This window comes from Actinosynnema sp. CA-299493, assembly GCF_050946825.1.
GTDB lineage: Bacteria > Actinomycetota > Actinomycetes > Mycobacteriales > Pseudonocardiaceae > Actinosynnema.
Genome location: NZ_CP191993.1, coordinates 2,170,225 through 2,184,699, shown reverse-complemented (window position 1 = coordinate 2,184,699; position 14,475 = coordinate 2,170,225). Strand labels below are relative to the sequence as shown.

Below are 14,475 nucleotides of genomic sequence, written 5' to 3'. Positions count from 1 at the left end.
CATCAGGTTTCCGGATCGGGTTCAGGGGATTCTCGTGGTGCGCAAGTGGGAGCTCGTCTCGGGCGGTTCGGCGAAGTTCTGGGAGATCGGGCGGGCCGGCGGCACCGTGACCGTCCGGTTCGGACGACTGGGGACGAACGGCCAGACCCAGACCAAGGAACTGGCGTCCGCCGAGGCGGCCGAGGCCCACATCGCGAAACTGGTGGCGGAGAAGGAGAAGAAGGGCTACCGCGCCGTCGGTTCGGCCGAGGTCGCGGAGGGTCCCGACAACACCGACGACACCTCCGATCCGACCACCAGACCCACCGCCACTTCCTCCACCGCCCAGCCAGCCGAGGTGCCCACCACCACTTCGCCCACCATCCAGCCAGCCTCTTCGGCCACGGCCCGACCGACCGCCGCGACCACCACCGCGTCGGCCGCCGCCACACCCACGGCCGTCGACGAGGACACCTGGGTCATGCCCAAGGCCTGGCTGCGCGACGTGGTGCGGCAGCGTGGGTTCCACCCGCAGCCGGTGTTCGCGGTCGACCCCGGGCTGGCCGCGCAGGGACGTGACCAGCCCGCCGAGCTCGACCAAGCCCTCTCCGCGCCGGAGTCCGATCCGGAGCTCGTGCGGGCCGCGCGGGAACACCTCGGCGGACGGCACGACCCCGTCGGCGCGGCGGCGGTCGCGGCCACGGCGGAGGGCATCGTCCCGTCCTTCCACGCCTGGCTCGCCGACCACGGGTTGGCGTTCGCGGTGGAGGCGGTGGTCGAGGGCCTCTCGATCGACTACTCCTGGCGGTGGATCTCCCACCAGCAGCACCGGAGCGAGAAGCACCTGCACCGCCACAACGCCACGAACATCAGCCACAACGACTCGACGGCCCAGTTGCTCACGACGGTCCGCTACGCCATCGCGGTCGCGGGCGAGGCCGAACGCGCAGCGGCGGAAGCGGTGCTGGCGCGGCAGAGCGGCGTGACCGTGGTCCGCGCGTACCTGGTGCCCGAACGGACCGACTGGTTCGACGAGGCCTGCCGGCTGCCGCAGCGCTCGCCGCGGCGGTGGATGCTCCCGTGCAGCGCCACCACGCTCGACCAGTTCCAGAACGCGCAGGTGTCGCTCGACGACGGGGCGTTCCTCCTCTACACGGCCCTCTACGCGCTCGGGCCGGCGGTCTCGCCGTTGCTGGCGGCGGCGCTCGACCACGAGCACCAGCGCGCGGAGCGCCGCAGGCTGGTGCTGAAGGTCCTCGCGGCACTGCCCACCGACGAGGCGTTCACCATCCTGCTCGACCGGATCGACGCCCAGCACGTGCGGCCGGCGCTGCTGTCCGCGATGTCGGCCTTCCCCGCACGGGCGGCCCGGCTGCTGGCCGAACGGGAGTCGGGCAACGCCGAGCTGCGCCAACTGCTCGGCGTGCACCTCAAGACCCACTCGCACCTGGCGACGCCCGAGGGCTTCACCCCGGTCGAGTCCACCGCCGTGCCGGAAGCGCCCGCGGCGGAGTTGCCGCCGCTGCTGGTCTCGCCGCCGTGGCTGCACCGCAAGCCGCCGGTGACGCCGGTGGTGGTCCCGGACCTCCCGGTGCCCGACCCGTCGATCGCGTGGCGACCGGACGAGCGCGAGCGGTGGCTGGTCGATGGCCACTGGGACGGCCCGCGCAACCGGACCTGGCAGCACTGGCTGGCGGAGTACCACGCGGGTCGGATCGGCTACCGCATGATCGACCTGCTCGTCGACGCGCCCGCGGACGAGGTGCGGCACCTGCTGGCGGAGTGGGACCCCGACCTGGACTGGAGGGCCGAGTCCGCGGGCAAGCGGCTGGCCGCGAAGTTCGGCTTCGACGCCCTGCCCGCGCTGGTGCGGGTGGTGAAGGGCAACTCGGGGGCCGCGGCGATCGTGCTGCCGTTCGCCACCCCCGAGGTGGCGGCGCTGATGGCGGACTGGCTGGTGCGGCTCAAGCAGGTGCGCAAGGTCGCGCTGGAGTGGCTGGACCGGCACCGCGAGACGGCCGCCCGCTTCCTGATCCCCGCCGCGCTGGGCAAGCCGGGCGCCGAGCGCCGCAACGCCGAGACCGCGCTGCGCCACCTGCGCGCCCTGGGCGTGGACGTGGCGTCGCTCGCGCCCACCGCCGACGCCGCCGCGGCCCTGCGGACGTTCCTGGCCGTCGACCCGCTGGACGTGCTCCCGGCCAAGCTCCCGGTGATCGGCGAGTGGGCGGACACCCGGCTGCTGCCCCGGGTGCTGCTGCGCGACCGCAAGCAGGCGCTGTCCCCGGCCGCCGCCGAGAACCTGCTGATCATGGCCGCGCTGTCCGAGCCGGACGACGTCTACGCCGGTCTGCCGGTGGTCCGCGAGGCGCTCGACCGGGCGTCCCTGGCGGAGTTCGCGTGGACGGTGCACCTGCGCTGGCAGGAGGCCGGCGCGCCCTCGAAGGAGAGCTGGGCGCTGACCGCGCTCGGCTGGTTCGGCGACGACTCCACGGTCCGCGCGCTGTCGCCGCTGATCCGGGCCTGGCCGGGCGAGAGCCGGCACGCCAGGGCCGTGACGGGCCTGGACGTGCTGGCCGACATCGGCACCGAGGTGGCCCTGTCCCACCTCAACGGCATCGCCGAGAAGGTGAAGTTCCGCGGCCTCAAGGCGAAGGCCCAGGAGAAGGTGGCCCAGATCGCGGCCGAGCTTGGCCTGTCCCGCGACCAGCTGGCGGACCGGCTGGTGCCCCGGCTCGGTCTCGACGACGCCGCGAGCCTGGCGGTCGACTACGGCTCGCGCCGGTTCACCGTCGGCTTCGACGAGCAGCTCAAGCCCTACGTGCTGGACTCGGACGGCAAGCGCCGCAAGGACCTGCCCAAACCCGGGGCGAAGGACGACCCGGACCTGGCGCCGCTGGAGCACAAGCGGTTCGCGGCGTTGAAGAAGGACGTCCGCACGATCGCGTCGGACCAGGTCCAGCGCCTGGAACGGGCGATGGTCGACCAGCGCACGTGGACCGCCGAGGAGTTCCGGACGGTGCTCGCCGCGCACCCGCTGCTGTGGCACCTGGTCCGCCGGCTGGTGTGGCTCACCGACGCGGGCGTGTCGTTCCGCCTGGCCGAGGACCGCACGCTCGCCGACTCGGCGGACGACGGGTTCACCCTGCCCGGGAACGCCACCGTCCGCGTCGCGCACCCGGTCGACCTCCGGGACACGGCGGCGGCGTGGGGCGAGGTCTTCGCCGACTACGAGATCCTCCAGCCGTTCGCGCAGCTGGGCCGCCCGGTCCACCTGCTGGAGTCGGCCGACGCGCTCCTCCCCCGGCTCAAGGAGTACTGCGCCACCCCTTACCCGATCGGCAAGATCCTCGGCCTGACCAAGAAGGGCTGGGTCCGCGGCACGCCGCAGGACGCGGGCGTGGAGTGCTGGATCACCCGGCCGTTCCCGGGCGGCGGGGCCCTCGTCGCCTCGCTCGACCCCGGCATCGCGGTGGGCGCCGTGGACGTCTTCCCCGAGGTCGGTTTCAGCGACGTGTGGTTCTCGCCCAGCGGTCGCGGCGACTGGTCCGCCCTGGGCAACGCGCCCACCACCTACGAGGTCGACCCGATCACCTGCTCCGAGCTCCTCTCCGAACTGGAGTCCCTGCGGTCATGACCAGCACCCGGACGATGCAGCGCCCGCCCGCCGAGGTCCGCTTCGCCGACGAGCTCGCGCGCCTGCGCGACGCGGACACCGCGCCCAAGCCGCCGGGCTGGGCGTTGAGCCTCACCGCCGCGCGCCGGTTCGTGGTGGGCGACGACGAGCACGGTGTCACCAGGAAGTTCGTGGGCGACCCGTCCCTCGTGGACCGGGCGCTGGTCACCCTGGCCACCAGTCGCGGCCTGATGCTCGTCGGCGAACCGGGCACGGCGAAGTCGCTGCTGTCCGAGCTGATCGCGGCCGCCGTCTGCGGTGAGTCGACGTTGACCATCCAGGGCGGTGCGGCCACCACCGAGGACCAGATCAAGTACTCCTGGAACTACGCGCTGCTGGTGGCCGAGGGGCCGTCGCCGCGGTCGCTCGTGCCGGCGCCGGTGCTGCGGGGCATGACCGAGGGCAAGGTCGTGCGGTTCGAGGAGATCACCCGCTGCCCGATCGAGGTGCAGGACTGCCTGCTGTCGGTGCTGTCGGACCGCGTGATGGCGATCGGGGAGCTGGCCGGACCGGACGGCATGGTGTTCGCGCAGGACGGGTTCACCGTGATCGCCACGGCGAACACGCGGGACCGGGGCGTCAACGAGATGAGCGCGGCGCTGAAGCGGCGGTTCAACTTCGAGACGGTGTTCCCGATCGCGGACTTCGACACCGAGCTCGCGCTGGTCGAGCAGGAGGCGGCGAAGCTGCTGGCGAGGTCCGGGGTGGCGCCCGCGCCGAAGCGGGACGTGCTGGAGGTCCTCGTGCGCGCGTTCCGCGACCTGCGCGAGGGCAGCGACCGGCTCACGGCCGTGATGAGCACGGCCGAGGCGGTGTCGGTGGCGCACGCGGTGGGGGTGCGGGGCTGGTTCCTGCGTGGTGAGGCGGGTTCGGCCGCGGACGTCGTCGAGTGCCTGGCGGGCACGGCGGCGAAGGACAACGCGGAGGACCTGGCGCGGTTGCGGCGGTACCTGGAGCAGCACGCCCCCCGGCGCAAGGGCGAGCAGTGGCAGGAGCTGCACCGGGCGCGGCACCTGCTGCCCGGCTGATGGGGGCCGTGTTCGTCGGCGTCCGGCACCACAGCCCCGCCTGTGCCCGGCTGGTCGCCGCCACCATCGAGGAGCAGCGGCCCGCGTACGTCCTGGTCGAGGGTCCCGCCGACTTCAACGGGCGGATCGACGAGCTGCTGCTGGGGCACGAGCTGCCCGTCGCGCTGTTCAGCTACTCCGACGAGCACGCGTCGTGGTCGCCGTTCTGCGACTACTCGCCGGAGTGGGTCGCGATCACCGAAGCGCGCCGCCTCGGAGCGCGGGTCAGGTTCATCGACCTGCCCGCGTGGCACGAGGCGTTCCGCGGCGTGGGCAACCGGTACGCCGACGCGGAGCTGAGGTACGCCGAGGTCGTGGAGCGGTTGTGCCGCGAGTTCGCGGTCGACAACGTGGACGTGCTGTGGGACCACCTGTTCGAGTGCGAGACCGAGCCCACTGGCCTGGCCGAGTACTTCGACCTGCTGCGCGGCACGGCCGGCGCGAACGAGGGTGACTCGGCGCGCGAGGAGTACATGGCGCGCTGGGTCCGGGCGGCGGTCGGGGACGCCGGGGACCGGCCCGTCGTCGTGGTCACCGGTGGCTTCCACACGCCCGCGCTCAAGGCCGCGCTCGACGGCGACGCCGAGTGGCCGGAGGTGCCCGAGCGCGACCGGGGCGCCAGCTACCTCGTCCCGTACTCGCACGCGCGCCTGGACGCGTTCACCGGCTACCAGTCCGGAATGCCGTCGCCGGGCTACTACCAGCAGGTGTGGGAGAACGGCGCGCGGCGCGCGGCGGACTGGCTCGTCGAGTCGGTGGCGACGCGGTTGCGCCGCAGGCGACAGCCGGTGTCGACGGCCGACCTCATCGCGGCGCGCACCCAGGCCGGCGCGCTGGCCCGGTTGCGGGGGCACGAGCACCCGACGCGCACCGACGTGCTGGACGGGCTGACCAGCACGCTGATCTCCGAGGACCTGACGCAGCCACCACCGTGGACGCGGCGCGGTCCCCTCCTCCCTGGTGCGCACCCGGCGCTGGTCGAGATGATCGGCGCGCTGCGGGGCGACAAGGTCGGGCGGCTGCACCCGGACACGCCCGCGCCACCCCTGGTCCCCGAGGTGCGGGAGCTGCTGCGGGCGCACGGCCTCGACCGGGAGGGCCAGGTCGCGCTCGACCTCACCGACGCGGGAGCGCTGGAGCGGAGCAGGATCCTGCACCGGCTGCGGGTGCTGGGTGTCCCCGGCTTCGAACGCACGAGCGGGCCGGCGGAGGGCGCCGCGCCGCGGTTGGACGAGCAGTGGACGCTCAGGCCGGTCGAGGGGCGGCTGCCGGCGTTGATCGAGGCCGCCGAGAACGGCGCCACGCTCGCGGAAGCAGCGGGGGTGGCCCTGGAACGCCGGTCGCGGCACGCGCGGCTGGACGAACTGGCCGGGCTCCTCTTCGACGCGGTGCTGTGCGGGATCTCGACGTTGTCCGGCCACGTCGAGGAGTCGCTCGGCGAGGGCGTCCGGGAGACGGGCGACCTCGCGACGCTCGGTCGCGTGCTGAGCGGGGTCATCGGGCTGTGGCGGCACGACCGGCTGTTCGGCGTCAGGCAGGACCCGTTGCTGGGCGCGGTGATCGACGCGGGCACGGCGAGGGTGCTGTGGCTGGTCGAGGGCCTGCACGGCGGACCGGCGCCGGCCGACCCGCACCGCCTCAGGGCGATGGCGGCGACGAGGGACGCCGTGCGGCACGCCGAGGCCGCGCTGTCGCTGGACGCGGCGGACGTCACGGGCGTGGCGATCCGGGTGAGCGACGACGGGCAGGCGCCGCCGGACCTGCGCGGCGCGGCGCTCGGCCTCGCCTGGGCGCTCGGCGCCAAGCCGGACGTGCGGAAGGTGCGCGGCGTCGGGTCGCTCGGCGACTGGCTGGCCGGGTTGTTCGCGGTCGCCCGGGAAGAGGTGTTGGCGAGCCCGGACCTGGTCGGCGTGCTCGACGACCTGGTCGGCGCGATGACGGAGGAGGAGTTCCTGGTGGCCCTGCCCGCGTTGCGCCTCGCCTTCGGCTACTTCCCGCCGGGTGAGCGGGAGACCATCGCCGCCGCCGTGCTCGCCCATCGCGGTGTCGGGGGCGACGCGAGGGGCGTCACCCGCCTCCGCGCCGACCCGGTGGTCGTGGCCGAGGCGATGGCGGTGGAGAAGCGGGTGGACGCGTTGCTGGCGAAGGGCGGCCTGGCATGACGGACCTGGAGCGCTGGCGGCTGATCCTCGGTGAGCCCGCGTCGCGCCACACCGGCGGGCTGCGAGGCGAGGACGCGCGCCGCGACGAAGCGCTGGAGTGGTTGTACGGACGTGATCCGGACCTCGCCGAGCGCGGTGTGCGCAAGGCGGGCAGCGGGGACTCGGTGCTGCGGACCGTCGACTGGCTCGACGAGGTGCACAGCCTGTTCCCGAGGGAGACGATCGAACGCCTGGAGCGCGACGCGGTCGAGCGGTACGAGATCACCGACGTGGTCACCGATCCCGAGGTGCTGCGGCGGATCGAGCCGAACCCGGCGCTGCTGCGCGCGGTGCTGCGGACCAAGCACCTGATGAACCCCGCCGTGCTGACGATGGCGCGCAGGATCGTCGAGGCGGTGGTGGAGCGGTTGGTGGCGAAGCTGAGGACCGAGGTGCGCACGGCGTTCGGCGGCGCCAGGTCGCGCCGGCCGAGCATCCACCGGAACTCCCGCAACTTCGACTTCCGCGCCACGATCAGGGCGAACCTGCGCCGCTACCAGCCCGAGGAGCGCAAGCTCGCGATCGAGCACCCGAAGTTCGTCTCGCGCGCCAAGCGGCACCTGGAGCCGTGGCAGGTGATCCTGCTCGTGGACCAGTCGGGGTCGATGACCGGCTCGGTGATCCACTCGGCGGTCACCGCGGCATGCTTGTGGGGGCTGCCCGGGATCAGGACGCACCTCGTCGCCTTCGACACCAGCGTGGTCGACCTGACCTCGGACGTGACGGACCCGGTCGAGCTGCTGATGAAGGTGCAACTGGGCGGCGGCACGCACATCGCCAAGGCCGTGGCGTACGGCGCGGACCTGGTCGACAGCCCGCGCCGGTCCATCGTGGTGCTCATCAGCGACTTCTACGAGGGCGGCAGCGAGGCGGACCTCGTCCGCGCGGTCAAGGGCCTGTGCGAGCAGGGCACGCACGTGCTGTGCCTGGCCGCGCTGGACGACGAGGCGAACCCGGCCTACGACCGCGCGCTGGCCCAGCGCCTGGCGAACGTCGGCGCCCACGTCGGCGCGATGACCCCGGGTCAGCTGGCGGAGTTCGTCGCGGAGAAGCTCGGATGACCAGACCCGACCTGATGGCGCTGACCCCGGACGCGCTCGCGGCGCTGGCCAACCGCGGTCTGGTGAAACGCGCCGTCAAGGAACTGGACGCGGGTGTCGTCCCGGTGCTCGACACCGACCCGGCCGGCACCGTGCGGGGCAGGTTCCCGGACGGCACCACGACCACGCTGCCGCCCGGCGTCGCGCTCGACGCGGCGGGGTGCGGCTGCGGCGCGACGGGCGTGTGCCGGCACCGCATCGCGGTCGTCCTGGCGTACCAGCGCACCCAGGAGAGCACCGCGCCCGCCGAGCCGTGGTCGCCGGGGTCGGTGACGGACGACGACCTGGCGAGGTCGATGGGCGAACGCACGTTGCGCCGCGCCCGCAGGGTCCGGCAGGCCGGCTACCGCGCGAAGCTGCGCCGACCCGCGGCGGAAGACCCGACGGCCCAAGCCGAACTGCCCACCTGCACGGTGACGTTCCTCGTGCCCGGCGACCTGTCCTACGTCCACACGGACGCGGTCAACCGCGACGAGGCGACGGCGCTGGCGGTGTGGGCGTTCCGCGAGGCCGACGCGCGGGGCGTCGACGTCGTGGACGTGGGCGGCTCCCCCACCACCGCGACGGACCTGACCGCCGTGGCGGACCTGCTCGACCAACTGCTGCTCGACGGCGCCGCGAACGCGAGCGAGGTGCTCGACGTGGCGTGGCAACGCCTGCACCGCGACCTGACGGCCCAGCGCCTGCACTGGCCGGCCGCGGTGATCGCCGAACTGCTCGCCCAGCTCGCCGCGTACCGCGGGCGCAGCGCCGACTACCAGGCGGAACGGTTCGCCGGACTGCTCACCGAACTGCACGCGCGGACGACCGCCGACGGTCCGCGCGCCGAGGTCCTCGGTCCTGACGAGCCCGCCGAGACGCCGTTGCGCAGGGTGCGGCTGACCGCGTTGGGCGCCCGGCTGCGCTCCGGGTCCGCGGCGGACGTCTACTTCGCCTCGGGCGACGTGGTCCTGGTCCAGCGGGCCACTCCCCCGCGCACCGCCCGGCTCCTGGCCGCGTCGAACGTGGTCTCGGAGTCGGCGACGCGCAGCGCGAGCCGCGCGGTGGCGTTGAGGACCGGCCGGGTCGCCAAGACCTCGCTCACCCCGGTCGGCACGGCCTGGGACGACCTGCCGCGGGCTTTGGTCGTCGACGACTACGCCACGGCCGCGGCACGCCTGGCCGAGCTGCCGCCGCGGCAGGTCCGCGCGAGGGTCGAGGCGGAGCTGGTCCGCGTGGTCCGCGTCGCCGAGGTGTCCGACCTGGCCTACGACCCGGCCGCGCAACGCCTCACCGCCACGCTGCACGACTCCGCCGGCGCCTCGTGCGTCCTGGAGACGACGCACCGCGCCGTCGCGCCGCGGTCGCTCGACGCGCTGGCCGCGGCGATGCGCGCCGACCCGACGACGATCACCGGCTCCGTCCGCCGCCACCGGGGCACGCTGGTGGTCGACCCCCTGGCCGTCCGCACCTCGGCGGGCGTGGTCGTCCCGGACCTGGCGCCGGACACGGCCCCGCGACCACTGCCGCCGGGCTTCATCACGGCGGATCCGTTGAGCGAGAGCGTGGACAGCGCGCTGACCGTGCTGGCCGAGGCCTCGCACCGCGGCCTGGACCACCTGACTGGCAGCCTGCTCACCCGCCTGCGCGAGATCGGCGCCCACCTGCACGCCACGGGCCTGCGCACGGCGGCGGCCCACGTCACGGCCTTCGCCGACGCACCGTCCACGGCCACCTGGCTCAGCGCCCACCTCCGGCTGCTGGTCACCGCCGATGCCCGCTGACACCCCCGGTACTCGACAGGCCGGCGCTCCACCCGGTGAGGGGTGGGGCGCCGGCCCGGTTGGAGTCGACCTGCGTCGGACTACCTGCGTCGGACGATCAGCGTTGCAGGGTCAGCACGCCGGGTCGGTAGGGCAGCAGGCCGTAGTCCACGCCGTTGGAGCGGGGGTCGCGGCCTTGGTAGAGCAGTTGGAGTTTGCAGGGGTCGATGGTCTTGGTCTGGTCGGCGGTGGTGCGGATCAGGTCGCCGTGGCTGATGTCGTTGGTCCAGCTGGCGCCGCTGTTGGCCTTGCCCGCGAAGGGGTTGGACTCGGTGGCGGCCTGGGGGGTCCAGGAGCCGCTGAGGCTGCTGGAGGTGAACGACCGGAAGTAGCGGCCGTTGGAGCCGATGGCCTCGACGATCATGAGGTACTGGTTCTGGCCCTGGACCTTGTAGACCTCGGGGGCTTCGAACAGGTTGTTCGTGGTGTCGCTCATGATGGTGGTGTAGTTCGAGCCGAAGCTGCCGGGGAAGTTCCCGAGGGGCATGACCTGGCGGTAGATCTTGCCGTTGTCGCCGGCGAAGAACAGGTACATGTTCTGGCCGTCGCCGATGAGGGTCTGGTCGATCGGTCCCGTGCCGGAGCCGGAGATGCTCGCCGTGGAGAGGACCTGCGGCGAGGACCACCCGTTCGGGTTGGTCGGGTCGGTCGACGTCCGGTAGGTGAAGGCGGTGCCGCCCCACTGGTAGGCGAGGACCCAGATGTTCTTGGGGGCGAAGTAGAGCAGCGTGGGCGCGACGGTGCCGGAGTTCATGGCCTGTTGCGGGGCGGAGGCCAGGTCGGACCAGTTGGTGACGAGCCCGAAGTTCATCGATCCCCAGGACGTCCCGTTGTCGTGGGTCGTGCCGTAGACCAGGTGCTTGCCGTTGTAGGGCACGGTGGTGAAGTCCTTGAGCGAGACCCACCCGGACCGCGGGTTCGCCAACGACCCCGTCGACGACCACCGGTAGGTCGACGGAAGAGAACACCCGCCCGGGTTGCTCGTCGTCGTCGTGGTGGTCGTGGTGCCGCCGCCACCGACGCGGACGAGCTGCCACTGCTGGTTCGCGCCGCCCCAGTCGCTGTACTGCACGACGTTGCCGCCGTCGGCGGTGGACGCGCCCTGCACCTCGACCGCCTTGTTGCTGTTGCGGTTGATCAGGCGCACGTGGCCGCCGTCGGAGTCGGCGAGGCGGAACTGCTGGTTGGTGCCGTTGCCGTCGGCCCACTGCACGATGGCGCCGCCGTCGGCGGTGGAGAAGTTGTGGACGTCCAGCACCTTGCCCGACAGCCTCGACTTCACCCGGTAGTAGCCGCCGCCGGAGTCGACGAACTGCCACTGCTGCTGGTTGCCGTCGTTGCGGGCCCACTGCGTGATGCGGGCACCGTCGTTCGTGGCCAGGTTGTAGACGTCCAGCGCCTTGCCGCTGTTGCGGTTCACCAGCACGTACCAGGCGGTCGTGTCGACGGTCGCCGCCGAGGCGGACGTGGCGCCGAGGGCCGTCATCAGGCCGCCGAGCAGCACGGCGACGACGGCGGTGACGCCGATCGCATGACGTCTGCGCACACGGGGGACGGCGGTGGTCGGGTGATGGCCTGATCCGGCCATGGTCGGGCTCCTCTTCGTCGAGGTGGGGGCAGAACCGCGGCACGGGCGACGTTCGGGACGACCGCTTTGCGTCGAGTGGTCCATCACGCGCCCTCTGGACGAACGACGATTACGTCGGCGTGGACGACTCGATGACCGAAAAGGGGCGCACGGACTGAGGCGCCGCTGCCGCGGTTGCCGATCGCATTCACCAGACTGTGAAGGATGATTTCCGCGCGGTCAAGATGGGACGAAAAAGTTTCGCACGGTAATCGGACGGACGACCGGGACGCATTGTGTACTGCTCAAAGAACGGCCGAAAATTTAGCTGCGCCGACCCCTGAACGCCCAGGTCAGACCACTCATCCGGACCGAGTCCGCAGCACCGCCGCACCACTCCCGGAACTGCTAAACTTTAGCGCGCCAACGCCACACCTCCACTTCGGCAACACGCCTCGCGACGATACGCCCACCGCAATGTCGTGCCTCGGTCAGCGCTCGCTCACGGCCGACGGACGAGGGGTGTGCACCGCGCGGAAGCGGGACGGGGTGAGGCCGAACCGCGCCGGCGTGCGGCCGGTGTGCTCGGTGAACAGGCGGGTCAGGTGCCGTTGGCTCACCTCGATCAGCGACGCCAGGTGCGCGGTGCCGAGGTCGGTGTCGCGCTGCGGGAGCTGCACCAGCGCGTCCTGTCCGCCGACCCCGCGCTCGTCGCGGTGATGCCACGCGAAGGCGCTGACCGATGCCGCACAGGCGATTCGAGGCGCACGTGCGGCATCGGCCGGCAGTGGGGGCGACCGGCGGCCGGCCCGCGACTACGCGCGGTGGAGGCGGTTGAGGGGCACCGCCTTCGGGGTGGGCAGCGGGCCCTGGGCCGACGCGGTCGCCGGCGAGGGCGAGGACGGCAGTCCGTCCAGGTAGAAGGTGCCCACGACGTCCACCAGGACGTGGGTCGAACCGTGGTTGTTGTAGACGTGGAACCCGTTCTCCGGGCCGATCATCGTCTGCACGGCGTTGGGCACGACGGTCCCGGCGGACGGGTTGAGGTTGGAGGTGTCCGGTCGCTCCAGGTCGGTGTAGCCCGCCGGCCACACCGTCAGGAACGTGGACGCGGTGGGCGCGACGGCGGTGACGTTGGTGGCCAACGCCCAGGTCGCGGCGCCCGCGACCGAACCCGGCGCGACGACCGTCGCGGTGGCGCCGTGGCCGAGCGCGGACGGCCAGCCCAGACCCTCGCGGGTGTCGGCGATCCGCTCGGGCACGATCGGGTTGAAGCGCAACCCGCCCGGCAACGTGCTGTCGTCGTAGAAGCCGACGATGTCCACGATGACGTGGCTGTCCTGGCTCGTGTACACGCCGATGGACGGCGCGTTCGACTGGCCGCAGTCGGAGCAGCGCGTGGTCGGCACCACCGCGAAGTTCGTCACGGTGTTGTCGGCCCCGTAGTTCAACGTGGACGTGTCGGGCAGGCCCGGGCCCCAGCCGTTCCACGCGGTGAGGAAGCCGGGGGCCCGCGTGTCGGTCGCGGTGATGTTGACCGCGAAGGCGCGGACGCTCCAGTTGGTCGAGGTGTCCCACGACGCGGAGACGTTGAAGAAGTAGCCCGCCGGGACCCGGCCGATGCCCCACTCACGGGTGTCGGCCAACCGCACCGGGCGCGCCAACGGCTGGTACTGCCCGCCGAGGTAGCTCGGGCGGCCCTTGGAGTAGAAGCCGTTGATGTCGGCGACGAGGTGCACGGCCGCGCCGTGGTTGTAGAGGTTGACCGCGCCGTCCGCGCCCACCTTCACCGTGACCGAATTCGCCCCGGTCCACCCCCGCGTGTAGTTCAACGAGGACACGGTCGGCCGTGCCACGTCGGTCGGGTAGACGGAGAGGTGGCCCGCGCCGGACGGCTCGGTGACGGTCACGTTGAGCACGACCGTCGACGCCTCGGCGGGCACCCCGCCCTGACCGGTCACCTGCAGGCGCAGCGCTTGGCCGGAACCGACCACGGCCCGCGCCGCGCCGTGACCGGAACGGGTGTCCAGCACGCGATAGGGCGTCACCGGGAAGTAGGTGCCGCGGTCACCGCGCGCGTCGTAGCCGTTCAGCGTCAGCAGGCGCCTGACCTTGCCGCCGAAGGAGTCCTCCGGCAGGGTCAGCAGAGCCGTCTGCTCGCCCTTCCCGATGGCCACCGGCGTGACGGTCAGCGAGCACTTCTGGCCGTAGGAGAGGGTCTTGCCCGAGCAGGTGTCCGCCGTGATCCGGAACGAGTCGGGGCGCGAGCCCGTCACCGACGCCGTGCCGAAGGTCGACGGCAGGGTGCCGTTCACCTCGACCGGCACCTGGAGCGGCGTGCCCGTCCGCCCCCACGGCTGGTCGTAGAACTGGAGCTTGTAGTCCCAGCTGTCGGCGGCCCGGTAGTCGAGGGCCGACCGGAACCGGATCTGGCCCTTGGCCGTGCGGTCGGGGTTGGCGCACTGCATCGAGTAGTCGGCCGCGAACGTGGTGAACTGACCGGTGGCCTCGTCGTAGCCGACCTCGTGGACGTCGAGCGTGCCCGAGCCGGGTCCCGGCGCCGAACATCCACGCCCGTCACCGCTGATGTTGAACACCGAGATCGAGTCCAACGGGGTGTAGGAGGTCGCCGTGGGGTACGACCGGCCCGCCTCGAACCGCGTCCCGTTCGGCGGCGACACGTTGAAGTGGTGCCAGTGCTTGTTCCCCTCGGTGTACCCGTGCATGGACAACGCGTAGCCGTTGGTGGTCTGCTGGTAGACGTTGACCGTGCTGCGGGACTCCTCGTAGGAGAAGCTCCCGTCCACGTCCCAGCCCTCGAAGTGGACCGTCAGGGCCGTGTACGGCGCGACCGGCGGCTCCGCCGCCACCGCCGACGGCGCCCCCACCACCACCGTCGTCCCCACGAGAAGCGCGGCAGCGCAGGCTCTGGCGCCACGGAAAGTGCGCACGAAAATCCCCCCGGTGAAGTGGCCGCGGCAGAAGGAATGCCCGCGTCCCGCGCAGAATAAGCAAGCGATGCCGCGCGGAGCAACAAGTATGGGCTCGCAGGCGTGGCCTGCTCACGCGATGTGCCCCACAATCGA

At 72.5% G+C, this 14,475-nt stretch carries 8 protein-coding genes; 5 read left to right on the top strand and 3 right to left on the bottom strand.

Annotation, left to right across the window (positions count from 1 at the left end; translation table 11 throughout):
• Window positions 1-37 precede the first annotated feature (37 nt).
• The 5 genes from ACQPYE_RS10485 to ACQPYE_RS10465 are packed head-to-tail and all read left to right on the top strand — an operon-like array spanning window position 38 to window position 9,783.
• Entirely contained in the window at window positions 38-3,613 is a 3,576-nt protein-coding gene (locus ACQPYE_RS10485) for a DUF4132 domain-containing protein (protein ID WP_498720856.1), read from the top strand.
• Window positions 3,610-4,680 carry an ATP-binding protein gene (locus tag ACQPYE_RS10480; RefSeq protein ID WP_498720854.1) on the top strand — a complete coding sequence of 357 codons (1,071 nt, stop codon included), beginning with the start codon at window positions 3,610-3,612 and terminating at the stop codon, window positions 4,678-4,680. Before ACQPYE_RS10485 ends, ACQPYE_RS10480 begins: the two co-directional genes overlap by 4 nt.
• Entirely contained in the window at window positions 4,680-6,881 is a 2,202-nt protein-coding gene (locus ACQPYE_RS10475) for a DUF5682 family protein (protein ID WP_498720853.1), read from the top strand. Before ACQPYE_RS10480 ends, ACQPYE_RS10475 begins: the two co-directional genes overlap by 1 nt.
• On the top strand, window positions 6,878-7,981 hold the full coding sequence (locus ACQPYE_RS10470) for a VWA domain-containing protein (protein WP_498720852.1): 1,104 nt from the start codon (window positions 6,878-6,880) through the stop codon (window positions 7,979-7,981). The genes ACQPYE_RS10475 and ACQPYE_RS10470 overlap by 4 nt, the downstream gene beginning before the upstream one ends.
• Window positions 7,978-9,783 carry a YehQ family protein gene (locus ACQPYE_RS10465; protein ID WP_498720851.1) on the top strand — a complete coding sequence of 602 codons (1,806 nt, stop codon included), beginning with the start codon at window positions 7,978-7,980 and terminating at the stop codon, window positions 9,781-9,783. The genes ACQPYE_RS10470 and ACQPYE_RS10465 overlap by 4 nt, the downstream gene beginning before the upstream one ends.
• A 97-nt stretch (window positions 9,784-9,880) precedes the next feature.
• Here ACQPYE_RS10465 and ACQPYE_RS10460 read toward each other — a convergent pair whose 3' ends face one another.
• The 3 genes from ACQPYE_RS10460 to ACQPYE_RS10450 form a co-directional block, all read right to left on the bottom strand.
• Window positions 9,881-11,410 (bottom strand): non-reducing end alpha-L-arabinofuranosidase family hydrolase, encoded by a 1,530-nt coding sequence (locus tag ACQPYE_RS10460; RefSeq protein WP_498720850.1) that lies wholly within the window; start codon window positions 11,408-11,410, stop codon window positions 9,881-9,883.
• A 470-nt stretch (window positions 11,411-11,880) separates the two neighbouring features.
• Window positions 11,881-12,069: a hypothetical protein gene (locus tag ACQPYE_RS10455; protein WP_498720849.1), complete on the bottom strand. Its 189-nt coding sequence runs from the start codon at window positions 12,067-12,069 to the stop codon at window positions 11,881-11,883.
• A gap of 135 nt (window positions 12,070-12,204) precedes the next feature.
• A complete protein-coding gene (locus ACQPYE_RS10450; protein WP_498720848.1) occupies window positions 12,205-14,295 on the bottom strand; it encodes a hypothetical protein in 2,091 nt (696 codons plus the stop codon).
• Window positions 14,296-14,475: the final 180 nt, after the last annotated feature.

Excerpts from the sequence above, each read along its gene's own strand:
- ACQPYE_RS10470 (WP_498720852.1), top strand. The coding sequence starts at position 6,878 with ATGACGGACCTGGAGCGCTGGCGGCTGATCCTCGGTGAGCCCGCGTCG.
- ACQPYE_RS10460 (WP_498720850.1), bottom strand. The coding sequence starts at position 11,410 with ATGGCCGGATCAGGCCATCACCCGACCACCGCCGTCCCCCGTGTGCGC.
- ACQPYE_RS10480 (WP_498720854.1), top strand. The coding sequence starts at position 3,610 with ATGACCAGCACCCGGACGATGCAGCGCCCGCCCGCCGAGGTCCGCTTC.
- ACQPYE_RS10465 (WP_498720851.1), top strand. The coding sequence starts at position 7,978 with ATGACCAGACCCGACCTGATGGCGCTGACCCCGGACGCGCTCGCGGCG.
- ACQPYE_RS10475 (WP_498720853.1), top strand. The coding sequence starts at position 4,680 with ATGGGGGCCGTGTTCGTCGGCGTCCGGCACCACAGCCCCGCCTGTGCC.